Below are 23,255 nucleotides of genomic sequence, written 5' to 3' on the forward strand. Positions count from 1 at the left end.
GCACCATAAATAAAATGAATGTCTGTCATAAGTGCAACACTATTATTTATCTTTATTGGTCAAACCATTCAAGCTAAATATCGTCATTGATTTCAAATGGCTTGCTTCTAACTACATGAAATTATTGGCTTAATTTTGCTTTTAATTAAAATTCGTTTTTCTAGTAAAAATGTAAGTGCTTTAACACAACGACAGTTTAGGCGGGTGAATACCTAACTGTTTACTTTCAGTCATTACGTAACCGCTAAAAATCGGTTAAAATATCCCTCATTTTTATATGCGTATAGCTAAGACCGACTTAACACTACGCCCAAGTAAAACTAAGACCGAGAGAACTATATGAGTTTGTATTCAGAATATCTGGCAGAGATCGAAACCCGTAAAACGGAACTAGGTCTTAACCCTAAGCCAATCGACAGTGCAGATCTGCTGTCTGAAATTATTGCTCAAATTAAAGATACAACAAACGAGCATCGCGAAGACTCTCTAAAATTCTTTATCTATAACACGCTTCCAGGTACTACACCTGCGGCGGGTGTTAAAGCACAATTCCTAAAAGAAATTGTACTTGGCGAAGAAAAAGTAGAAGAAATTACCCCTGAGTTTGCGCTTGAACTACTTTCACACATGAAAGGTGGTCCGTCTGTAGAAGTACTACTAGACCTAGCACTTTCTGATGACGAAGCGGTTGCTAAGCCTGCGGCAGAAGTATTGAAGACTCAAGTTTATCTATACGAAGCTGACACTGAGCGTCTTGAAAATGCATTCAAAGCTGGCAATGCTATTGCTAAAGACGTACTAGAAAGCTACGCAAAAGCTGAATTCTTTACCAAGCTTCCTGATGTTCCAGAGAAAATTGAAGTTGTGACTTACATCGCCGCTGAAGGTGATATTTCAACTGACCTTCTTTCTCCAGGTAACCAAGCGCACTCACGTGCCGACCGTGAACTTCACGGCCAGTGCATGATCTCTCCTGAAGCGCAGCAAGAAATTGTTGAACTTGGTAAGAAGCACCCGAATGCTAAAGTGATGCTTATCGCTGAAAAAGGCACAATGGGTGTAGGTTCATCTCGTATGTCTGGTGTTAACAACGTTGCACTATGGGCAGGTGAGCCAACAAGCCCTTACATTCCATTTGTAAACAAAGCGCCAATTGTTGCTGGTACTAACGGTATTGCGCCAATCTTCCTTACTACTGTTGACGTAACCGGTGGTATTGGTCTTGACCTTAAGAACTGGGTTAAGAAAACTGATGAAAACGGTGAAATCGTTCGCGATGCAAACGGTGACCCAGTACTTGAAGAAGCTTACTCAGTAGCAACTGGTACTGTACTAACTATCGATACTAAGGCGAAGAAGCTTTACAACGGTTCAGAAGAACTTGCTGACGTATCTGCATCATTTACTCCTCAAAAAATGGAGTTCATGAAAGCCGGTGGTTCTTACGCAGTTGTATTCGGTAAGCAGCTACAGTCTTTCGCAGCACGTACTCTAGGTACAAAAGCGCCAGCCGTATATGCAGCGTCGAAAGAAGTGTCTCACGAAGGCCAAGGCCTAACAGCGGTTGAAAAAATCTTTAACCGTAATGCAGTTGGCGTAAATTCAGATGCTCCGCTTCATGCTGGTTCTGACGTACGCGTTAAAGTAAACATTGTAGGTTCGCAGGATACGACTGGCCCAATGACGTGCCAAGAGCTTGAGTCAATGGCCGCTTCAACGATTTCTCCTGTTGTAGATGGTGCTTACCAGTCTGGTTGTCACACGGCATCAGTATGGGACAAAAAAGCACAAGCTAACATTCCTAAGCTTATGTCGTTCATGAACAACTTTGGTGTAATCACTGCACGTGATCCTAAAGGCGTTTACCATGCAATGACTGACGTTATTCACAAAGTGCTTAACGACATTACAGTAGACGATCGTGCCATTATCATCGGTGGTGACTCGCACACGCGTATGTCTAAAGGTGTAGCATTCGGTGCTGACTCAGGTACGGTAGCACTAGCACTTGCAACGGGTGAAGCGGCAATGCCAATCCCTGAGTCTGTGAAAGTTACTTTTAAAGGTAGCATGAAAGAGCACATGGACTTCCGTGACGTGGTTCACGCGACTCAAGCGCAAATGCTTAAGCAATTCTCTGGCGAGAACGTGTTCCAAGGTCGTGTAATTGAAGTTCAAATCGGTACTCTATTGGCTGACCAAGCATTCACATTCACTGACTGGTCTGCAGAAATGAAGGCGAAAGCATCAATCTGTATCTCAAATGACGAGACAATGATTGCGTCGCTTGAACTTGCTAAGAGCCGTATCCAAATCATGATCGACAAGGGCATGGACAACGAAGCGAACATGCTTCAAGGCCTAATTGACCTAGCTGATAAGCGTATTGCTGAAATCAAGTCTGGTGAAGAGCCAGCGCTTGCGCCAGATGACAACGCTAAGTACTACGCAGAAGTGGTTATCGATCTAGATCAAATCGACGAGCCAATGATTGCTGACCCAGACGTAAACAACGAAGACGTATCTAAGCGTTATACCCACGACGTTATCCGTCCAGTTTCTTACTACGATGGTAAGCCAGTAGACCTAGGTTTCGTTGGTTCTTGTATGGTGCACAAAGGCGACATGCAAATCATCGCACAAATGCTGCGTAACCTAGAAAAGCTTAACGGTTCTGTTGAATTCAAAGCTCCACTAGTTGTAGCTCCACCTACATATAACATCGTTGACGAGCTAAAAGCGGAAGGCGATTGGGACGTTCTAGCGAAATATGCAGGCTTCCAGTTCGATGATGCTAAGCCTAAAGAAGCGGCGCGTACTAAGTACGACAACATTCTTTACCTAGAGCGTCCTGGATGTAACCTATGTATGGGTAACCAAGAAAAGGCTGAGCCAGGCGACACAGTTATCGCGACATCTACACGTCTTTTCCAAGGTCGTGTTGTAGCTGACTCTGCTGAGAAGAAAGGTGAATCACTACTAGGCTCTACGCCGCTAGTAGTACTTTCAACGGTTCTTGGTCGTTTCCCAACGACAGAAGAGTACAAGCAAGCAGTTGCAGGCATTGACCTAACTAAGTTTGCTCCACCTTCTGAAGACTTGGCAGTTAAGCCTAAGTTCGAAGCAGATGTAGCTGTTAAGCGCGTATAAGTACTTAACGCTTTCAAACGCATTTAAAAGCCCCAACCTCGGTTGGGGCTTTTTTGTACCCAAATAATGGGGTCAGAGTACATTAGTACGGTTGTAGAGCCAGCGGTAAACAGCTAGAAATGTACTCTGACCCCATTACTTCATTGAACATCGCCATCAAGGTACTACACTGAGGTAATACAGAAATAGATTTCTTCATTGTGTACTAAGGAATGGCAACCTATGAAAAAGCAACAGGTATTTTTCACTTCGCTTTTATTCGCCCTGATTCTTGGGGGCTGTAGCACCACAAGTATGGTTCATACCGACAAATGTATCGAACAAATCGATAAAGATGAAACCAACAGTGCCGAAGTGGCGAATGCTCGTCTACAGCACTGCCTCGACGAATCTTATCAAGTAAGGCGAGCAGAACGTTCTGCGCCGGGAGCATTGTTTGGCGACCTAATGGTGGCAATATTGGAACGGGCTTTCTCCAACCGAAATTAAACAGTGGGGTCAGAGTACATTAATAGGGTAATGAACCCAGCGGTAGCCAACTTGAATAATGGGGTCAGAGTACATTAGTACGGTTGTAGAGCTAGCGGTAAACAGCTAGAAAAGTACTCTGACCCCATTATTTTTATGCAGAGTTGTTGTTTGGTACTTATACTGAGTTATTAGTCATTTAATAATACTTAGAAACTCTAATGCCAAAGCAGTACTCTACAAAGCCTGAATCATTTGGCGAAGTCACATCGGCCTTGCAAAAAGCTGGTTTCAAAATTCTGCTGGTTTTTTCTTTACTCATCTTAGCGGTAATCGTCATAGCCCAACCCCAAAATGTGTATGTGGCAGTATTTTTCGGCCTGTCTTGGTGTGCAATTTCGGTAGCGGGAATTATCTTTTCTAACTACAAAGAACCTTTGGCGAAATTGTGGGCAATACTCACCATTCCCGTCGCGCCTTACCTTGTAATAAGCAATGGGCTCATGCCCGCAACCTTAGTTCCAATTGCTACTATTTTTCCCATTTTACTGCTTTCTAATGGTTGGCGAATAAGTGCAATGGTAGTACTCGCATGCTGTACTTTTCTTGTGCCGTTTTACGAAGGGGAATATGACAAGGGCCTTTGGCTAAGGCTTTGTGTGACCAACCTTGTTGTGTCCCTTCTTATCTACGCTCTAGCGAGCCAATTAGAGAAAGCCCTTGTAGAGAGTAAAAACAAAACTCTTGAGCTAAACAGGGCGCTTGCAAGCGAAAAGCAAGCGTCGGCTGCACAATCACGATTCCTCGCCACTATGTCACACGAGATTCGCACGCCATTAAACGGTATTTTGGGATTAACCGATGTAGTGCTTTCTCATGATATTTCGGAAAGTGCACGGCCTAACCTCGAGAAGATTCAGCGTTCAGGACTCTCGCTAAACCGCATTTTGAACGACATATTAGATCTCTCCAAATTGAATGCGGGAAAACTTGCGCTGGAGATCATTCCCTTTGACCTAAAAAGTACTGCCAAAGATTGCGTGGCGTTTTATGCACAATTGGCGCAGAACAAAGGTATCTCACTGAGAATAGAAGTAGATAAAACACTAAATACTTGTGTTGTAGGGGACGCAACGCGCCTTTCTCAAGTGTTAAACAACCTAGTGAGCAACGCGATAAAGTTTACGCATCAGGGCAGTGTCACTTTAGGGCTATCGAAAGGTGAAGCGTCAAAGACCCATCAATTTGTCAGATTTTCAGTTAAGGATACGGGGGACGGGATTGATGCTTCTGAACAAGAACGCGTATTCGATGCATTTACCCAAGCCAACAGCAGCATTAATCGAATGCACGGGGGAACGGGACTTGGTTTACAGATAGTAAAAAGCTTGGTTGAAGCTATGGGCGGCACGGTTTATCTGAAAAGCGCGGTAGGTCAGGGGAGTGAATTTTATTTCGAGCTACCGTTTGACATTGCAGATAGTGTAATTGGCGCTAAAGAACAGGAAAGCACACCGTCGTTCTCAAACCTTACTGTTTTGGTTGCAGAAGATAACGACATTAACCAGGTCGTAGCAAAATCATTGTTAGAAGACACAGGATTGAAAGTTACGCTTGCTAATAACGGTAAAGAAGCTGTAGAGATTGCACTAAAGCAGCATTTCGACCTTATATTGATGGACTTACACATGCCTGAAATGAATGGCTCTAAAGCCGCTTTAGCGTTGCGAAAAGCTAACATCACTATTCCTATTATCGCGTTCACTGCTGCGGTGGTTGCCGAAGAAATAGATAAAGCGTTAGCATCCGGGATGAATGGATATCTCACAAAACCAGTCAATAAAACGGAACTACACGCTGTGCTAACTAAATACTTGGGCAGAGAAATGTCTACAGAAAGTTCCTGTATTGCTAAAGGGGAATATACAGAGTAATGTGGCTATGAAATTGTCATTAATCCGAATAAACCCCTGTTATACAATAGATAATAATAAAAGTTCGCTTGGCCCAATCAAGTAAATAGTATTACTGCGAAAAGCAAAGCGTCTTATAAAAGGATTTAAGTTTGAAGTCACAAATACATATTATAATTGCCCTGCTATTTCTTGCTTTCACGAGCCTTCCGGCTAACAGCGAAACAGGCAGCGACAGCCAGCGTTACGAATTGAAAGTAGAGAAACTCCAGTCTAAAGTGCTAAACGAGCAACGAGAAGTGGTTGTTCAGCTTCCAAAAGGCTACGCCGACAACCCCGACAAGAAATACCCCGTTATTTATCGTCTAGATGGTGCGGGAAATCTTACTATGATGAATGCAGTGCTAGAATCGCTGCAATCTCAGAATGCTGCTCCGGAAGTCATCATAGTCGCCATTGAAAATACCGACCGACTTCGCGATTTATATCCCACGGCAAATGAAGATCCAAACGGGCCTGTAGGCTATGGCGGTGGCGGTGCAAACTTTCTTTCCTTTATAACCACTGAGCTTATGCCGATGGTAGAGAAGAAATATCGCGTGCATGACTTTCGAGTGATAGAGGGTGCATCAGCCGGAGGTGTATTCGCGTTGTACGCACTTACCCAGAAGCCTGAGCTTTTTAACGCCGCGCTGACTTACAGTGCTGCGGTGTGGTGGAACTATGGCGCATCTGCAAAAAGTACGGTTGCATTCTTAAAATCTGCCAATCAATTAGACCACTTCATTTACACGTCTATCGGCAATGAAGGCGCGCCCATGCGCCCGTATTATAACGATATGATTTCTGGAATGCGGGCAAATCAACCTGCCGGGTTAAGATGGGAGAACGAAGCCTACGAGGGGGTTACCCACAATTTGGTCTCAGCTGCGTCAACTTTCAGCGCTTACCATCAATTGTTCTTATCAGCTTATTTAAGGCCACAGCAGTTCAGTGGAGATATTAAAAGTATTAAAGACTATTACGCCCGTGTTTCAAAGCAGCGAGGCGAGAAACTCGACGCGCCGGAATGGGTTATTCGCGAGTTAGGTTATCACTATGTGGGTAAACAAAACTACGACAAAGCCATCGCCTTGTTTAAATACGATATTGCTGAGTATCCTCAAACGCCTGACGCATATAATGGCTTAGCTTATGGTTATGAGCAGATGGGCGAGTACAAAAAAGCGCTGGAAAGCGTGAACCAAGCTTTAGCACTTTCCACGTCTGAGCACGATGGCCATCAGGTTTATGTTAATAGACAAAAACGCTTGCAGTCTTTATTGAAGGATTAAGTTATCTTGAACCATAAAAGCACATTTAAACACGTAACTTGGATCGCCACTGCGGTTTTTATGGTTGGAATCACCTTGGGAACGAGCGGGTGCAGTACCGTCACGACGGGACAAACCGATCGCTGTATTGAGCAAGCTAATAACGCAGATGTTCATGGGGTTTACACCGCCGACGAGCAGCTAAATGCTTGCTTGGAAACTTACAAACTGCGACGTGATAAAGAAAGAACGGCAGGTGAAGCGTTTGCTGAAGACGTGCTGATCTCAGTTATTGATATTATTACCGACTAGAGCAGCTTCGATTAAGCGAAAAAACCTTCCTACGTACAGTTATAAAAGCAAAGAAGGCAGAGTAATTTACTCTGCCTTCTTTGTTTTTGCTTCTCTATTAAAAGCATAAAAGCAAGCAAAGGTTAACACGTTATAGGAAGAGCCGATGCGAAATTTTTTGACTGCTGTATATGTACTTTCAATCACCGCCATAGCTAACGTTAATGCTAATCACATGCTCGATACTGTCGAAGTGCTGCAGCTTGCTAAGCAATACGATCAAAGTCGCACTGATATCAACGTAGCTGACTATTGGGTTAGTGAGAAGCTAGACGGTATTCGCGCAAGATGGAACGGTACTGAATTACTTACCCGCAATGGGAACAAGATATTCGCGCCAACATGGTTCACCGCTAACTGGCCAGAAACCACTATTGACGGCGAACTTTGGATAGGAAGAGGGGAGTTTGAACGTACAGCTTCTATTGTGCTTTCAACGCTGACAAACATCGAGCTGCATTCTGTCGCTAACGCTTCATCTAGCACAGTGTCTTCAGCAGATACTATAGCCGCAGCAAATTCTCTATCTGCAAAACGCTGGGCTAAAGTTAGATTTATGGCCTTTGACATACCTATGATGGGTGAGCCCTTTGGTCGGCGACTCAACAGGCTTAACAGCCTAAGTAAATCTACACCTAATCCAACGTTTGCAGTTATCCCTCAATTTAAGCTTACGTCTATTGCTTCACTTGATGAAAAGCTGGAGCAAGTAACCCAGGAAGGCGGAGAAGGGTTAATGCTTCATCATGAACAAGCGCTGTACACATCCGGGCGAAGTGACATGTTGCTCAAAGTAAAACGCTTTGAAGATGCAGAAGGGAAAGTACTGGCATTGCTTCCGGGAAAAGGACGATTTAAGGGAATGATGGGCTCGCTTCTTGTAGAAACGCGAGAAGGCATTCAATTTAAATTAGGAACGGGCTTTTCAGAAAATGAGCGCCAATCTCCGCCCGCTATCGGTAGCTGGGTAACCTTTAAGTACTACGGCTTAACTAAAAATGGAAAGCCAAAGTTTGCAAGTTATCTTCGCACCAGACCTCAGACAGACTTGCCCAATTAACAATTATTTACTGCCAGTATAGTCACAATGAACTGCCTCTCACTTACTGTTGTTATACCAATCCGCATGGATAAGTGCCCACTCAGAAGGCGCTGGCAAGTTTCCTAGCAAAGCGTGGGAATGCAGGAATGGTTGTTTCCTTTCAAATTCCCAGAATGAAGCTAGGAAGCTTGCCAGACCTTCCCGAAGGGCGAGTTTTAAATGTCCGTACTCTTTATTGTGTCACCTTGATGTAGAACCACTATACCTGCGGTAACACGCCGCGATTACGAACATTTTAACTCTCGCTGAGTGGGTAATTATCTATGCGGATTGGTATTAATCGTTTACGGTTTGCTTCAATTGAAGAAGCATTGTGTACAGCTAACCCCTTGTCTTTAAGTCATAAAGCCCTATAACTTTACTACGTGTTAATTGCTAAAATGACTTTTCTTATTTCTTTTTAATCGCTTTTGTCGTTCAAAAGTAATGGTATGAATAGCGATTATAAGTGAATTAAAAGGGCTTAAAATTTAAAAAATGAGTCCGTGAAGTTATACTGTTGATGCTTTATTAAACACACCTTGCGTCAAGTGCGTACAAGACCGTTTACTCCCATTGCGCAAGCTAACTTAGAGGAAGAGACTGTGTTACAAGACTACCGCAATCACGTTGAAGAACGTGCCGCTCAAAATATTCCACCAAAACCACTTAATGCTGAACAGGTAGCAGCCCTTGTAGATTTATTAAAGAATCCGCCAGAGGGTGAAGGTGAATTCCTTTTAGAACTGATTTCAGAACGCGTACCGCCTGGGGTTGATGAAGCGGCCTACGTTAAAGCGGGCTTTTTAAGTGCAATCGCTAAAGGCGAAGACAGTTGTGAGCTTATCTCTAAAGAGAAAGCCGTTGAACTGCTAGGAAATATGCACGGTGGCTACAACATTGCCACTTTAGTGGAGCTACTTGATGATAAAGCGCTTGCGCCGTTGGCAGCGAAAGAACTAAAACACACCCTTTTAATGTTTGATGCTTATCACGATGTGGAAGAAAAGCACAAAGCGGGTAATGAGTACGCCACTGACATCATTAAATCTTGGGCGGAAGGTGAATGGTTTACGTCGCGCAAGTTAATGGACGATAAAATCACCTATACCGTATTTAAGGTGACCGGTGAAACCAATACTGATGATTTGTCGCCAGCCCCAGACGCATGGTCTCGCCCAGATATTCCTCTGCACGCCCTAGCCGCTTATAAAATGCCCCGCGAAGGTCTAGAGCCAGAAGAGCCTGGAGTTAAAGGCCCAATGGCGCAAATAGAAGAAGTCAAAAGTAAGGGGTATCCCGTGGCGTTTGTCGGTGATGTAGTCGGTACAGGCTCGTCGCGTAAGTCGGCAACTAACTCTGTATTGTGGTTCTTTGGTGAAGACTTACCGGGTGTGCCTAATAAACGAGGCGGTGGTGTGTGCATTGGTTCAAAAGTCGCGCCTATTTTCTTCAACACAATGGAAGACGCCGGTGCGTTGGTGTTTGAAGCTGATGTAGACAAAATGAACATGGGTGATGTGATAGACATCTACCCGTTTGAAGGAAAAATCACCAACCACGAAACCGGTGAACTTCTCGCTGAATACAGCTATAAGTCGAAAGTGATTCTAGATGAAGTGCGCGCAGGTGGGCGTATCAACCTGATTATTGGTCGTGGTCTTACCGAGAAGGCGCGTGAGACACTAGGTTTAGGCCCGACGGACTTATTCAGAAAACCTGAACAACCAAAAGACAGTGGCGCGGGTTTCTCGCTTGCCCAAAAAATGGTGGGTAAGGCGTGTGGTGTTGAAGGTATTCGTCCAGGCACCTACTGCGAACCTAAAATGACAACCGTGGGCTCGCAAGATACCACAGGGCCCATGACCCGCGATGAGCTTAAAGACCTAGCCTGTCTTGGCTTTACTGCCGATTTAACCATGCAGTCATTCTGTCACACCGCCGCTTACCCAAAGCCGGTGGATATAGAAACGCAGCACACGCTACCTGATTTTATAATGAACCGCGGTGGTGTATCGCTGCGTCCTGGCGATGGCATTATTCACAGCTGGTTAAACCGCATGCTGCTGCCTGACACAGTAGGCACGGGTGGTGACTCGCATACTCGTTTCCCATTAGGTATTTCATTCCCTGCGGGTTCAGGTCTGGTCGCGTTCGCTGCGGCTACTGGCGTTATGCCGCTAGATATGCCCGAGTCGGTACTAGTGCGATTTAAGGGAGAAATGCAGCCGGGTATTACGCTACGCGACCTAGTACACGCCATTCCGCTATACGCCATCAAACAAGGCCTGTTGACGGTCGAGAAAAAAGGCAAGATCAACGCCTTCTCTGGCCGTATCCTTGAAATCGAAGGGCTAGAGAACCTCACCGTAGAGCAGGCGTTCGAGCTGTCCGACGCGTCGGCGGAGCGTTCAGCAGCAGGTTGTACTATCAATCTATCTGAAGCGTCGATTGCTGAATACCTGCGTTCAAACATTACCATGCTTCGCTGGATGATTAACGAAGGTTATGGCGACCCTCGTACGCTAGAGCGTCGCGCGCAGAAAATGGAAGAATGGTTAGCTAACCCAGAGTTGATGCGCGCCGATGCAGACGCTGAATACGCTGAGGTTATCGAAATCGATCTTAACGAAATTAAAGAGCCAATTGTGTGCTGCCCTAATGATCCTGACGATGCGAAAACCTTATCTGACGTTGCAGGCGATAAGGTAGACGAGGTCTTCATTGGTTCATGTATGACAAACATTGGTCACTTCCGCGCAGCCGGTAAGCTACTTGAGCAATACAACAAAACACTGCCAACCCGTTTATGGATGTCACCACCGACTAAGATGGACAAAGCCCAGTTAATGGAAGAGGGCTATTACAATATTTATGGTCGCGTAGGCGTACGTACAGAAATGCCCGGCTGCTCACTATGTATGGGTAACCAAGCACGGGTGGATGCGGGCACAACGGTGCTTTCCACGTCTACTCGAAACTTCCCTAACCGCTTGGGCGATGGGGCAAATGTTTATTTGACTTCAGCCGAGCTTGCTGCGGTGGGTGCCATTGTTGGGCGCATTCCAACTGCTGAAGAGTACATGGAATACGCTAGCAAAATTAACGCAATGTCGGGTGAAGTATTCCGCTACTTAAACTTCGACAAAATGCCTAGCTTTAAAAAGGCTGAGGAAGAAGCAAAAGCGCGCATTATTCCAACATTGAATGTTGCTTAAAATAGTGTATAAACTACAAAGCCGGTGACCGTTAAGGTGACCGGCTTTTTTTATGGCGAAAAGGAATGTCTAATGGGAAAATCTTTCTTTATTGTTGCTGCACTTGTATTAACCTTAGGGTGTGCAAAAGCGCAGGTTGACCCTGTATCGTCGCTGAATTCAGTGGACTTTGAATCCATTACACTTGAGATTGGCGGCAAGCACTATGAAGTTGAGTATGCCAAAACCTTTGAACAACGCGCACAGGGTCTTATGTTTCGCAAAGCCTTGTGTGAAGACTGCGGTATGTTTTTTAAGTTTTCTAGCCCAAAGTTTGCGGGCATGTGGATGAAAAATACCTTTGTTCCTCTAGACGTAGCATTTATCGACAGAAAAGGCGTAATAACGGATATAAAACCTCTCACTCCGCATAGTTTGGAGTCGGTCGGATCATCGAAAGAGGTACTTTACGCGTTGGAAATGAACCAAGGGTGGTTTGCCGAGAATAATATTAAAGTAGGCGACCAAATAACGATTGATTAACCGCGCAAAAGGCGCGGTTGCTGCTAGCGAAATGCTAGTTTTATTCTGGAGTTAAATATAGTGACAAATGCCTTATCGATAGCTAAGTTCGGTGGAACTAGCGTTGCGAATTACGAAGTAATGCAAAACTGCGCCCGAATTGTTGCCGGTAATGACAAAACGCGCATTGTGGTAGTGAGCGCTGCGGCAGGTGTAACCAACCACCTGGTAAGCTTAGCGCACACACCTATGACGCAACAGCAAATTGAAGAGACCTGTCAGGCCATTATCAATATTGAGCTTGCCATTCTTAACAAGTTGAAAGATAAAGACGCGGTTGAGCCAAAACTCAACGACTTGTTAGATGAAATGCGAAGCTTAGCGTTTCATGAAGAAATCCTTCACCGCGATGATTTAAAAGATCAGCTGCTTTCAATGGGGGAGCGGATGTCATCGCTGATGTTCTCTTCAGTGCTTGCAGAGCAGGGCGTAAAAACCATGAACTTTGACGTACGTAAGGTGTTACGTACGGACAGTGAGTTTGGAGAAGGTGTGCCGCAAATCGGAGAAATCGAAAAGCTGTCTAAACAATTGCTGGCACCTGAAATTAAAGACGCGATAGTGGTTACTCAAGGCTTTGTTGGTGCTGACGAGGAAGGCCGTACTACAACGCTGGGTCGTGGTGGTTCTGATTTTACGGCGGCGCTACTTGCTGAAGCGCTTGATGCCGAATCGTGTGAGATTTGGACTGATGTAACAGGGGTGTACACAACTGACCCGCGCATCACGCCAGCTGCTCATCCGTTACCTGAACTCAGCTTTGAAGAAGCGGCGGAAATGGCCACCTTTGGTGCCAAGGTACTACATCCTGCCACTATGGAGCCTGCGCTTCGCAAGGACATAAAGGTGTTTGTAGGCTCTAGTAAGGAGCCAGAAAAGGGCGGTACTTGGATTGTGCGTGATTGTGAGCACGAACCACCGTATCGCGCTATTACTCGCCGTAAAGAGCAGGTAATGGTGACAGTGAAAACACCGAAGATGATGTATGCGCAAGGCTTCCTACAGCAGGTATTTGCCATCATCGCTAAGCACAAGCTAAGTGTTGATTTGGTTACCACGTCAGAAATCTCGGTATCTTTTACCCTTGATAACCCTGCAAACTCTGTGGCTCAGCGACTAAACAAAGAAACCATTGCTGAACTTGAAACTATCTGTGATGTGAAAGTAGAAAAAGGTTACGACCTTGTCACGGTTGTAGGTAACAACATGCAAACAGCTGTTGGTGTTTCTAGCAAGATTTTAGCTGCGGTTTCAGATTTCAACCTGCGTATGATTTGCTTTGGCGCCAACCCGCACAACCTATCGTTCCTGGTTAACGAGACCGACAGTGACGACGTGGTTCGCAAGCTTCACACGGCGTTATTTGAATAAGCACCTAATGTGCTGAATGACCCCAAAAAACGGTCGCCTTAAAGGCGGCCGTTTTTATTTCACATCAGTTTGTAGATGATTTCAAAATGTCGACCGGTACAATGATTTCGTGACGTTTATTCCACGGTAGGGTGAAAGGCGAGTCGTAGCCCATATAGCTAGGTTCACCATCAAGCTCAATATTATTGTCCCTAAGGGCTTTAAGCAGTTTATTCGTATACTGCTTCTTATCGCTGTCCTTGTTGAAACCTGAATAACGAATAGCGGCTACCGTTCTCGCTGGTACAGTAACCAGCGATACATCTTTGTGCGTAGGCACAGGAGCGCTTTTAATGTCATATTTGCTGGGCAAGAAAAACATCATTGTTTCTGAAGATGAGACTTCGACAGGAGAGGTCATTGCAATTTCTTGAGAGCGCTTTCCAACTTCTACGGGGGACGTCATTGACACATTGCTACTGGATGTATTCTCACCAGAGATATAATTAACGAGTAGTTGAAATGCTCCGTTATCTTCATTCCCACTAGACATTACGCCTAACGCTTCATTGTAATGCCTCACTTCAATATCTTCATCAAGGGTCTCGATAATGGAATAGGGAAGGGTTTCTGTATCTTTGTAATATGATGGCTCAGCCTGGATCATTGTTGACGCCAATAAAGTAGTAATGAAAAGAGGCAAGCGAAAACGGGAAAATATCATTCTTTTTTAGTGGTTTGTTACGAATAGTCCTTATACGAATTAAAGCCGATTAATGCTCAGTTAAACTGTTCTAAAGTAACTATCTATGCATTCCTAAAGTGTGCCAGATTAATTGTCGGACACAAAAAAGGGGCTAAAAGCCCCTTCTTAAAACAGATTTGTAAAAAGCGTTACACTTTAAACTGTCTGATAGACTGTTGTAACTCTTCAGCAAGTCGAGCCACTTCATGGCTAGACTCAGACGTTTGCTGTGCTCCAGCTGTCGTCTCTTCAGCGATACCCACAATAGTTTCAAGCTTTTCGCTGATCTCTTGTGATACCGTATTCTGTTCACGGGCAGACTGCTCAATTTGAGAGCTCACGTCATGGGCTTTGTGAACGGCGTCAGAGATGATATCCAATGCCTGTGTAGCCTTTTCAGTTTGTGCCACACACGCCGCAGTTTGCTCTTTACCTTGATTCATCACCGATACCGCTTTTTCAGCACCCGCTTGAAGCACTTCAATCATTGCGTTGATTTCTTGTGTCGATTCTTGAGTTCGGCTGGCGAGGGTTCTTACTTCATCAGCAACAACCGCAAAGCCTCGACCTTGTTCACCAGCACGCGCTGCCTCAATAGCAGCATTCAAGGCGAGCAGGTTGGTTTGATCTGCAACACCACGGATAACGTCTAAGATGCCACCAATACTTGCGCTGTCTTGATGAAGCTTATTGATAACGTCTGCCGCTTCTTGAACGTCACGAGATAAGATCTCAATGGTGTTCTTATTCTCTAGTGAGATTTGGCGCACGTTCTCAGCCTCAGCATCCGCATGGCGAATTTGACTTAGTGTATCTTCAGCGTTTTGCACAACCAGCTGCGACGTAGAGTGCATTTCTGTGGTTGCTGTTGCTACTTGGCCAATTTGTGATTTCTGATCCTGAATTGAATGCGTCGTTTGCGCCGTCACTGCAGACGTTTGTTCTGAGGCGGCTGCCAGCTGTTCAGCACGAACGTTAATGGCTGTAATGAGCTCCTTCAGGTTTCCAATTAGCGTATTGCAGTTTCGGGCTAAAAGACCAAATTCGTCTTGCGCCGAATCGTCTAGACGGTGAGTAAGGTCACCCGATGAAGCCACCGTCAGAAGTTCATTTACACGATAAAGCGGACGAGTGATTGCGCGAACGGTCACGTAGCCAATGAATGCTGCTACTGCAATCGAGATGATAACGACCACAATAACGAACGTGTTGCCTGTCGCAATCGCGCCATTAACCTGATTTTCTACATGTGTCGCTTTCTTGTCTGCAAGGTTGAGCAGGTTTTCAAGAGCGACAACCGCTTGCGCGATATTTGAGTCTGAAGCGTTAAGCGCTTTTTCAGCATCATTTCTACGCTCTAGACGATCAACATGAAGCTGAACCACGCCATCGTTAGCTTTAATCGCATTGATTGCGTTGTTAACCAAGTCGTTAATGTCATCAAGAGTACCAGAATCATCGCGACCGCCCGCAGTTTGCATCATGTCGCTTAATTGCGTGACCACTTTCTCGACAACCAAATCAACTTCGTTGCCTAGCGTCTGCGAACGAACAAGTGTCTCTGTTTTAATGTACTCGTATGAAACCGTGAGCAAAGAAAGCAGCGAGGTCTCAAGTTGGCCGCCGATTTCTGCCGCACGTCGTAGGTTAGAGTCGCGCTGAACAGCATCTAAGTCTGAGAAATCTAGAAGGTAGGTAGATGCATCGTCTGCGTTGTCTTCGGCGTCACCCAGTCTGTCTTGAATTGTGTTGCGTATATCAAGATACATTTGGTGATTTTTGTACATCGCTTCAACATTGGTGATATATGCTTCATATGACTCACGTACAGTATTCAGCGTGCTCTTAAGTTCAGGCTCGTTATTAACGGCCTGCGCCAGTTTCTTATATTCACTCTCAAAGGTGTCTTTGGCAGAGTTAAAAGACGCTCGTTTGTCTTTTAAGCCATTTAGATTTTCTTCGATGTAGCTCTCGAAGGTAAGTCGGCCCATATTGAGAAAGCTGGCTTTAAGTGCATTGCTGCCTGCTACTGTGGGTAATGCAACGTCATTTACTTCTTCCGTTGCTGAGCCTATTGAGTTGAGGTTATAAAGTGAAACAACACTAATGACGATCAGAAGTGCGCTAATCGCTACAAATCCCCCGATTACGCGTGTGGCTACCGTTATTTTCATCGGAACTCCTGGATGAGTGTTTTTTATTTTTATCCCTAACGATATTACCCGTCTCAGCAAACAAAATATAGCGATTAAAGAAGCTAGTTTGCTCAATTACTGAGTAGATAATGAGACATTATCGTTACTATCGTAAGTAAGTGTATCGGCTACAATAACTTAATGTTTATTTTATTTAGCACTTAAGTGTAGAAAGTTTAACTGGTAATACCAGTTGGTGCGTAAAATTATACACGTAAACATGTGCGAATTGGATAATTGCGGAGCCAGTAAACTCTGGTTTTAGGCAGAAACACTCACAAGCGAAGCGGAGTTCAGGTTTAGCAAAGTCATGCTTTGCCCCCAAACATAGCCTGTATCTAAGCCGATAAATTGATGACTGTTTGTTTGGCCCGACAGAGCTGCCCAATGCCCAAATACCACTCGTTGATCGTCACTGAGCTTTTTATTCTCTACTTCAAACCATGGTTTTAACGTGCTACTGGTGCTGTGGGATACTGCGCTGGGATGAGATTTGTTATCAAAATCGAGTGTGCCATCGGTATGAACAAAACGCATGCGCGTACACGCATTCACAATAAAACGCAGTCGCTCATCACCCTTAAGTTTATCTGACCAGTTGTTGGGTTTATTACCATACATTTCTGAAAGAAAAGCAGCGTAATTGTCGGATTTTAGGATGTTGCTAACTTCGTCACTAAGTGAAACGCACTCATCGATAGACCATTTAGGATAGAGTCCAGCATGCACCATTACTGATTGCTCATCTAACTTCATTGCCAACGGGAACTGACGCAACCAGTCAATAAGTTCGGTCAAGTCTGAAGCATTAAGTAGAGGCTCTAATTTGTCGGATTTTTTTGCTTTGCGGATGCCGTTTACAACGGCAAGTAAGTGAAGGTCGTGGTTTCCTAAAACACTGCTAAACTGGCTGCCGAGAGACTTTAAAAAGCGCAATGTGCTCAAAGAATCTTCTCCTCGAGCAACTAAATCACCTACTGCGAGTAGCGTATCGTTTTCTTCGTCGAATTTTACTTTATCTAACGCGCGACGAAGACCATCGTAACAGCCTTGTATATCACCAATGACGTACGTGTTACCTTGCGACATAGAAACCTTAATGAAGAATACTTGGAATGGCTAATCGGAAAACGTCGATAGGAACGCGAAAACGCTCGCCGCTCTCTAATTCCATTACATAGTAGCCTTCCATATTCCCAACCGGTGTGTCAATGACAGCGCCACTGGTATAGTCAAAATGCTCGCCCGCTTTCATGATAGGTTGCTTGCCTACAACCCCATCACCTTCAACTTCTGATGTTTTGCCATTTGCATCGGTAATTTTCCAGTAGCGACTGAGTAATTGCACCGTATGGTCGCTATTGTTCTCAATCGTAATGTGGTACGCGAAGGCAAATTGCTTTGAATCTGACGGAAGGTGGTCGGGAAGGTGACGGGTTTTCACCCGCACCTTAATATCAAGTACATCCATAGAGAACTTACTGCTCTTGTTGGTGCTCTTTTGCCGACACAGCGTTGGCTATTGTGGCAAAATCGTTAAGTGATAATACTTCTGCGCGAGAGGTAGGATCGATACCTAGCTCACGGATCTCCTCTTCACTTAAACTGTCTTTCAGCGAGTTGCGAATGGTTTTTCGGCGCTGGTTGAACGCTTGTGCACAGACGCGCTCAAGCGTATTTACAGACTCAACGTCTACTGGCGGAGCCTGATGCGGCACTAGCTTCACTACTGCAGAATCAACCTTCGGGGGTGGCTTAAAGGCACCCGGCGGAACATTGAGTACCGGAATGACGTGGCAGTAATACTGCGCCATAACGGAAAGCCTGCCGTAATTCTTAGAACCTGGTCCTGCTGCCAAGCGGTTTACCACTTCTTTTTGAAGCATAAAATGCATATCTTCTATGCAGTGAGCATGATCAAAAAGGTGAAACATTAGTGGTGTCGAAATGTTGTAGGGCAAGTTACCAAATACGCGAAGCTTTTTGTCTTTGACTGGCATTTCTTTAGAAAGGGCGCCAAAGTCCATGGTCATTGCATCTTGTTCAATAACCGTAAGCTTATTGCCGTTAAATGGATGGTGTCTCAATCGCTTAGCAAGATCTCTGTCTAGCTCAATGACTGTGAGTGCATCTACTTCTTCACAAACAGGATCTGTTAATGCGCCTAAACCGGGTCCAATTTCTACCAGGTTTTGTTCATTTTTTGGCGCGATGGCCGCAACAATCTTGCCTATCACGTAATCATCGTGAAGGAAGTTTTGTCCGAATCGCTTTCTGGCCGTATGGCCTAAGTGTGTTTTACTCATTGTTGATGATGTGCAAGCTCGATGGCTTTTTCCAATGCTTTTCTGAAACTACCGGCGTCGGCTTCACCTGTTCCTGCTAAGTCTAATGCAGTACCGTGATCTACCGATGTACGAACGAAAGGTAACCCTAGCGTGATATTCACTGAAGCCCCAAAACCCTTATATTTTAGCACGGGTAAGCCTTGGTCGTGATACATAGCCAGCACTACGTCAGCATTTTCCAGATATTTGGGTTGAAATATGGTGTCTGCAGGTAGAGGGCCTGTGATATTTAAGCCTTCTTCTCTTAGTTCGTTAAGCGCCGGAATGATGGTATGAATTTCTTCAGTGCCAATGTGACCATCTTCACCCGCGTGAGGGTTCAAGCCACACACATAAATATGAGGTTCTTTAACGCCAAACTTCAATTTAAGGTCGGTGTTGATGATATGAATGACCTTATGAAGACGCTCTCGGGTGATAGCTTTCGCTACATACTCAAGGGGAATATGCGTGGTGGCAAGCGCTACATTAAGACCTTCAGTTGCCAGAAGCATAACCACATCAATGGTATTGGACTGATACGCAAAAAACTCAGTATGACCGCTGAATGATACCCCTGCTTTGTTGATAATGCCTTTGTGTACGGGGCCGGTAACGACGGCGTCGAAGTCGCCATTCATATTTGCCTGACACGCTTGACGCAGAGTTTCTACTACGTATAACCCGTTTTCGCTATCAAGCTCGCCTGGCGTAACGTCAACGGATTTATCTATTTGCTTTATAAACAACGAACCCGCATCTTGAATTTGCGGGTTAGTGGCATCGTAATCGATTAGCGTTAATGGCAGCCCCAAGGCGCTTGCTCGTGCTGTGAGCATTTCGCCATCGGCAAACACGACAAGCTGAGCTTGCCATGTTTCCTGGGCCAGTTTTATGATCAAATCTGGCCCGATACCTGCCGGTTCTCCCGGCGTTATTGCTATTTTAATTGGTGTACTCATGAATAACTTATTGTTACGAGTCGACAACTTCTACGTAAGCGGCATCACGCATCTCACGTAACCAGTTCTCGGTTTCCTCTGAAAATTTACGGTTGAAGATAAGCTGGTAAGCTTTATCTTCTTTGCGCTTATCGGTAGCGTCGTCAATACGACGTTCAATAAGCTGAATTAAATGCCAGCCGTGAACAGTACGCACAGGATCACTAAATTCTCCCGGCTGAAGCTGTGCAAGTGCGTCTTTAAACTCAGGCACGTAGTTATTTGGATCCGACCAGCCTAGCTCGCCACCGCGAAGTGCTGAACCAGGATCTTCTGAATGCTCTTTAGCTAGCTCTGCAAAATCAGCTTCACCATTTTTCACCTCTTCTTTGAAGCGGTTTAGCATGGCCTTAGCTTTGTCCTCACTAAGAATGATTGAAGGCTTAACAAGAATGTGGCGAGAGTTTACTTCTTCTACCGTGACTTTCTCAATACCGCGCGTATCTAGTACTTTTAGGATATGAAAGCCTGCACCGCTTCGAATAGGACCAACAAGAGCATCTTTGTCTTTGTTCTGGATAGCTTCAGCAAAAAGCGTCGGCATGGCGTTAATGTTAAGCCAGCCCATGTCACCGCCTTCGAGCGCTTCGTTACCTGATGATGACGCAATGGCGATTTTAGCAAAATCAGAGCCTGACTCTAATAGTGAAATGACTTTGTCAGCACGTTCACGCGCCGATTGAATATCTTCATCTGTAGGCTCTGGCGGGAAACCAATAAGAATGTGACCTAAGCGGTATTCAGCTTGCTCAGCACCTTGTTGCTCCATTAGGTCAATCAAGGTGTCGATTTCTTGAGGTGTAATATAGACACGGCGACGTACGTTAGCGCGGCGAACTTCACCCATGATAACTTCTTCGCGGATGTCTTCGCGGTAATCATCGTATGCAATACCTTCTGCTGCCAACTGAGTACGTAGCTCTTCAATTGTTGCATTTTGATTCGCTGCAATATTACTAATGGTTTGCTCTAGCTGTGGGTCGCTGATACGAATACCCATACGCTCTGCCATTTGTAGTTGAAGACTTTTTGAGATTAAGCGCTCAATAGCCTGTGTACGAAGCGCACGATCTGACGGTAGTTGTTGATTATTCGCTTCTGCGTTGCGTTTAACGTCTTGTATTAGCGCATCGATTTCACTTTCAAGTATTACGCCTTGGTCAACAATTACAGCCACGCGGTCAAGCATGACCTCTTGCGCAACACTGTTAAACGAGAGTAGGGCACCTAACATCAATGCACGGATAATGAACTTCATACACACTCTTTTATTATTGGTTGATTGCATTTAAGCGCTGTAAAGCGCTCAACTGCGGGTTAATTTAAACTATAAGGCTGACGATAGCCAAACATACCGTCTTGAAGCATGCTTCTTTGGGTACCAGATGACCCGATGCCTTTGAAAATAAATTGTAACGATATTCCAGAATCAAAATCGTCTGTTGTCTGCTCGCCGCTAGCATTGTAACGGTTGTTCAGGCTGCGCTGCGCAACTAATCGCACCGCCCAACAGCATGATTCATACTGGATACCTGCATAGGTTTCTACACTTCTATTGCGTTCAAGATCTCGGTAAGTACGGCCAACCCACTGCCAATTTTCAGAAATAGGCCAGCTTGCCGAAATACCAATTTGATCTATGGTTTCACCACTGAGATCGCGAACATAGCGATGACTTAATTGAATAAAGCGCGAATCATCTTTGCGGTATTCAATACCTACACTGCTTAAGTCAACTTTGTCTGTGTCAGTGGTCACTTGCACATCAGAATGGAAGAACCAGTTTTTATTAAAGCGCCAATCCACTTCAGCGGCGAGTGCTGAACGATCTTGATTCTTGGTTGCCGCAATGACTTTGTTATCTTCAAGGTAGAATATCTGACCCACACTAAGAACAAATTGTTCCCGATTGTTTTTATCCAACATGCGTGTGGTCGCGCCAAGGGTGATTTGGTTGTTATCGCTGATTCTATCAAGGCCAGTAAATTCCTGACCTCTAAACAATCCTTCAACGTCGGTTAACAGCGGCGTTGAGTCATAGAATCCAATCGCAGTTTGGTCTTCATACGATGTATAAAGATATTGAATCTTTGGCTCTAAAGTCATCGACATATCGTCGCTGAACCACGATGTATCCCTTTCAAAATATAACGCGCCATAAAGGCGAGCTTGTCCTAATGTGCGTTCGACATCTTCTTTTAAGTCAGTTCCTTCAACATTGTCTTGTTGATAAACCGTTTGAAAAAGCGTGGTTTCTGCGACAAGTTCACCCCATGCTGCGCGAAGCGGCACCGCTAAAGTAGGTGCAACGTGAAAACGAGTAGCCGTTGGAGCGGTATCGAGAGTATTGTCAAAGTGTGCGACTTCTGAGTCTAGGTTGAACTCTAGATATTCACCTAACGCTTTGTTGTAGTTGATTTTGATCTCAGGTACGGCGCGATAGCTATCTGCAGTATTACCCAGTACTTCAAAATCTTTTATCTGCATATTTACGGATAAATTTTGCGAGTAGTAACTTAATCCAACGCTACGATATAGGTGGGTGTCAGCGCGACTGTAATAATCTGAACCAAGGTCAACTAAATAGTTGTCGTCACTTAATCCGTTGAAATCAACGTTTAGTAACCAGTTGTCAGCTATAAGCCCTTGATGCTCCAAGCGATAAAAATATCGGTCAGGGTTCCCACTAATATCTGAGTCGCTCGGCAAGTACTCCACGTACGCTTTGCCTTGGCTACGCTCCGTTAGATAACGGAACTCAGTATTCAGCTGAAGACCGCGAAGGGTCATCAATCGCGGTGAGATGGTCATGTCATAGTTGGGGGCAATATTCCAGTAAAAAGGCTGCGTATAGTCGACGCCCGTTCTGCTTGAACTGGTTAACTCTGGAAACAATAAGCCCGTTTGGCGCTCGTTGCTAACAGGGAACGCAAAATACGGTAAATAAAACACTGGAACATCGGCAATGTAGAAGCGTGTGTGTTTGGCTTGGCCCCATACGGTCCCTTTTTCCAAACTAATTTCACTGGCGCGTATTAGCCAGTCTTCATCGCCTTCAGGACACGTAGTGAAGCTAACTTCTTTGAGCACAATTCCCGTGTCTGTATCTAATACAATATCTTTTGCGGCTCCCTGACCCACAAAACCCGTCAGCTGATAGCGGGTATTTTGCATTTCTAAGCGCTCTTCTTCAGAGCGAAGGGTCACGGCATCACTTTCTACTTTTAACTGCGAGTCTTGATACGTTACGTCGCCTTTCGCAATAAGGTCTCTGCCACTTCCGTTAATTTGTGCTTGAGATGCACTAATTACCGCAGTATCTGACGTGATATCAACATTACCAGAAAACAGCGCTACGGTATCTTGGATAATTTCAGTACGGTTAGCTTCAACTTTAACGTGGCCTTTGGGCATTAATGCCTGGCTACTGAAAGTAACAGGTTCGACTGAGCAGAATGCAAGAGGGGCTGCATCTGACGTTGGTTTAGAATTTGAAGCTGTCGTTTCCTGTGCAAACGCGACTGTAGGCAAAAGAGTCGCGGAAACAAGCATGGCGCAGGTGTTTTTCATGCGTTAATGGGC

At 45.0% G+C, this 23,255-nt stretch carries 17 protein-coding genes; 9 read left to right on the plus strand and 8 right to left on the minus strand.

Annotation, left to right across the window (positions count from 1 at the left end; translation table 11 throughout):
- Positions 1 to 339: 339 nt before the first annotated feature.
- From AWH61_RS00795 to lysC, 9 genes are all read left to right on the plus strand, one after another.
- Positions 340 to 3,150 (plus strand): bifunctional aconitate hydratase 2/2-methylisocitrate dehydratase, encoded by a 2,811-nt coding sequence (locus AWH61_RS00795; RefSeq protein WP_014948296.1) that lies wholly within the window; start codon positions 340 to 342, stop codon positions 3,148 to 3,150.
- 222 nt (positions 3,151 to 3,372) lie between these two features.
- Positions 3,373 to 3,639 (plus strand): DNA ligase, encoded by a 267-nt coding sequence (locus tag AWH61_RS00800; RefSeq protein ID WP_075175986.1) that lies wholly within the window; start codon positions 3,373 to 3,375, stop codon positions 3,637 to 3,639.
- Positions 3,640 to 3,839: 200 nt separating this feature from the next.
- A complete protein-coding gene (locus AWH61_RS00805; protein ID WP_075175987.1) occupies positions 3,840 to 5,552 on the plus strand; it encodes an ATP-binding protein in 1,713 nt (570 codons plus the stop codon).
- A gap of 131 nt (positions 5,553 to 5,683) precedes the next feature.
- A complete protein-coding gene (locus tag AWH61_RS00810; protein WP_075175988.1) occupies positions 5,684 to 6,865 on the plus strand; it encodes an alpha/beta hydrolase-fold protein in 1,182 nt (393 codons plus the stop codon).
- 6 nt (positions 6,866 to 6,871) lie between these two features.
- A complete protein-coding gene (locus AWH61_RS00815) occupies positions 6,872 to 7,156 on the plus strand; it encodes a DNA ligase (protein ID WP_075175989.1) in 285 nt (94 codons plus the stop codon).
- A 145-nt stretch (positions 7,157 to 7,301) separates the two neighbouring features.
- Entirely contained in the window at positions 7,302 to 8,255 is a 954-nt protein-coding gene (locus tag AWH61_RS00820) for a DNA ligase (protein ID WP_075175990.1), read from the plus strand.
- Between the two features lie 626 nt (positions 8,256 to 8,881).
- A complete protein-coding gene (gene acnB, locus AWH61_RS00825; protein ID WP_075175991.1) occupies positions 8,882 to 11,494 on the plus strand; it encodes a bifunctional aconitate hydratase 2/2-methylisocitrate dehydratase in 2,613 nt (870 codons plus the stop codon).
- 72 nt (positions 11,495 to 11,566) lie between these two features.
- Positions 11,567 to 12,016 (plus strand): DUF192 domain-containing protein, encoded by a 450-nt coding sequence (locus tag AWH61_RS00830; RefSeq protein ID WP_014948302.1) that lies wholly within the window; start codon positions 11,567 to 11,569, stop codon positions 12,014 to 12,016.
- Between the two features lie 60 nt (positions 12,017 to 12,076).
- Positions 12,077 to 13,426, plus strand: a complete 1,350-nt coding sequence (lysC, locus tag AWH61_RS00835) for a lysine-sensitive aspartokinase 3 (protein ID WP_075175992.1) — start codon at positions 12,077 to 12,079, stop codon at positions 13,424 to 13,426.
- A 64-nt stretch (positions 13,427 to 13,490) separates the two neighbouring features.
- On the opposite strand, the gene AWH61_RS00840 is transcribed toward lysC, so the two are convergent.
- The 8 genes from AWH61_RS00840 to lptD all read right to left on the minus strand — a co-directional run bounded on the left by AWH61_RS00840 (position 13,491) and on the right by lptD (position 23,243).
- Positions 13,491 to 14,072: an SOUL family heme-binding protein gene (locus tag AWH61_RS00840; RefSeq protein WP_075175993.1), complete on the minus strand. Its 582-nt coding sequence runs from the start codon at positions 14,070 to 14,072 to the stop codon at positions 13,491 to 13,493.
- 227 nt (positions 14,073 to 14,299) lie between these two features.
- Entirely contained in the window at positions 14,300 to 16,324 is a 2,025-nt protein-coding gene (locus tag AWH61_RS00845) for a HAMP domain-containing methyl-accepting chemotaxis protein (protein WP_075175994.1), read from the minus strand.
- A 282-nt stretch (positions 16,325 to 16,606) separates the two neighbouring features.
- Positions 16,607 to 17,434 carry a symmetrical bis(5'-nucleosyl)-tetraphosphatase gene (locus AWH61_RS00850; RefSeq protein ID WP_075175995.1) on the minus strand — a complete coding sequence of 276 codons (828 nt, stop codon included), beginning with the start codon at positions 17,432 to 17,434 and terminating at the stop codon, positions 16,607 to 16,609.
- A gap of 7 nt (positions 17,435 to 17,441) precedes the next feature.
- On the minus strand, positions 17,442 to 17,816 hold the full coding sequence (gene apaG / locus AWH61_RS00855; RefSeq protein ID WP_014948307.1) for a Co2+/Mg2+ efflux facilitator ApaG/CorD: 375 nt from the start codon (positions 17,814 to 17,816) through the stop codon (positions 17,442 to 17,444).
- A 7-nt stretch (positions 17,817 to 17,823) separates the two neighbouring features.
- Positions 17,824 to 18,651 carry a 16S rRNA (adenine(1518)-N(6)/adenine(1519)-N(6))-dimethyltransferase RsmA gene (gene rsmA / locus AWH61_RS00860; RefSeq protein ID WP_014948308.1) on the minus strand — a complete coding sequence of 276 codons (828 nt, stop codon included), beginning with the start codon at positions 18,649 to 18,651 and terminating at the stop codon, positions 17,824 to 17,826.
- On the minus strand, positions 18,648 to 19,634 hold the full coding sequence (gene pdxA / locus AWH61_RS00865) for a 4-hydroxythreonine-4-phosphate dehydrogenase PdxA (protein WP_075175996.1): 987 nt from the start codon (positions 19,632 to 19,634) through the stop codon (positions 18,648 to 18,650). Before pdxA ends, rsmA begins: the two co-directional genes overlap by 4 nt.
- A 13-nt stretch (positions 19,635 to 19,647) precedes the next feature.
- Positions 19,648 to 20,961 (minus strand): peptidylprolyl isomerase SurA, encoded by a 1,314-nt coding sequence (surA, locus tag AWH61_RS00870; protein ID WP_268746292.1) that lies wholly within the window; start codon positions 20,959 to 20,961, stop codon positions 19,648 to 19,650.
- Positions 20,962 to 20,990: 29 nt separating this feature from the next.
- Positions 20,991 to 23,243, minus strand: a complete 2,253-nt coding sequence (gene lptD, locus AWH61_RS00875; protein WP_014978356.1) for an LPS assembly protein LptD — start codon at positions 23,241 to 23,243, stop codon at positions 20,991 to 20,993.
- Positions 23,244 to 23,255: the final 12 nt, after the last annotated feature.

Origin of the sequence: Alteromonas sp. W12, from assembly GCF_001924945.1 — a bacterium.
Classification (GTDB): domain Bacteria; phylum Pseudomonadota; class Gammaproteobacteria; order Enterobacterales; family Alteromonadaceae; genus Alteromonas; species Alteromonas macleodii.

Excerpts from the sequence above, each read along its gene's own strand:
- AWH61_RS00850 (WP_075175995.1), bottom strand. The coding sequence starts at position 17,434 with ATGTCGCAAGGTAACACGTACGTCATTGGTGATATACAAGGCTGTTAC.
- rsmA (WP_014948308.1), bottom strand. The coding sequence starts at position 18,651 with ATGAGTAAAACACACTTAGGCCATACGGCCAGAAAGCGATTCGGACAA.
- lptD (WP_014978356.1), bottom strand. The coding sequence starts at position 23,243 with ATGAAAAACACCTGCGCCATGCTTGTTTCCGCGACTCTTTTGCCTACA.
- pdxA (WP_075175996.1), bottom strand. The coding sequence starts at position 19,634 with ATGAGTACACCAATTAAAATAGCAATAACGCCGGGAGAACCGGCAGGT.
- AWH61_RS00830 (WP_014948302.1), top strand. The coding sequence starts at position 11,567 with ATGGGAAAATCTTTCTTTATTGTTGCTGCACTTGTATTAACCTTAGGG.
- surA (WP_268746292.1), bottom strand. The coding sequence starts at position 20,961 with ATGCAATCAACCAATAATAAAAGAGTGTGTATGAAGTTCATTATCCGT.
- AWH61_RS00805 (WP_075175987.1), top strand. The coding sequence starts at position 3,840 with ATGCCAAAGCAGTACTCTACAAAGCCTGAATCATTTGGCGAAGTCACA.
- AWH61_RS00840 (WP_075175993.1), bottom strand. The coding sequence starts at position 14,072 with ATGATCCAGGCTGAGCCATCATATTACAAAGATACAGAAACCCTTCCC.
- AWH61_RS00795 (WP_014948296.1), top strand. The coding sequence starts at position 340 with ATGAGTTTGTATTCAGAATATCTGGCAGAGATCGAAACCCGTAAAACG.
- AWH61_RS00800 (WP_075175986.1), top strand. The coding sequence starts at position 3,373 with ATGAAAAAGCAACAGGTATTTTTCACTTCGCTTTTATTCGCCCTGATT.
- AWH61_RS00820 (WP_075175990.1), top strand. The coding sequence starts at position 7,302 with ATGCGAAATTTTTTGACTGCTGTATATGTACTTTCAATCACCGCCATA.
- AWH61_RS00845 (WP_075175994.1), bottom strand. The coding sequence starts at position 16,324 with ATGAAAATAACGGTAGCCACACGCGTAATCGGGGGATTTGTAGCGATT.
- apaG (WP_014948307.1), bottom strand. The coding sequence starts at position 17,816 with ATGGATGTACTTGATATTAAGGTGCGGGTGAAAACCCGTCACCTTCCC.